At 56.6% G+C, this 265-nt stretch carries 1 protein-coding gene; it reads left to right on the top strand.

Annotation, left to right across the window (positions count from 1 at the left end; all coding sequences use genetic code 11):
- On the top strand, nucleotides 1-202 hold a 202-nt coding region (locus tag ACZ3HH_RS30330), incomplete at its 5' end, for a lipoxygenase family protein (RefSeq protein ID WP_465810313.1).
- Nucleotides 203-265 lie beyond the last annotated feature (63 nt).

The raw sequence follows: 265 nt of genomic DNA, 5'->3' as shown, positions 1-265 counted from the left end.
GATCAGGCAGGCATTTGAGGAGTTCAAGGAGAGGACCAGGGGGATCGTGGAGCAGGTGGATGAGTGGAACAACGACCCCAACCGGAAAAACCGGCACGGCGCCGGCATGGTGCCTTATGTGCTCCTCAGGCCGTCGGACGGTGATCCCACGGACGAGAAGATGGTGATGGAGATGGGCATCCCCAACAGCATCTCCATTTGAGCTGACTTGTGTATGTGTGTGGCTCAACTAGCCGTAAATAAGCGTGTCTTCCAGTCTCTTGGC

The sequence above is a fragment of the Pseudomonas sp. PME37.24/025 genome (assembly GCF_055556615.1).
The sequence above is the reverse complement of the archived record's forward strand: the minus strand, read 5'-3'. Positions and strand labels throughout refer to the sequence as shown.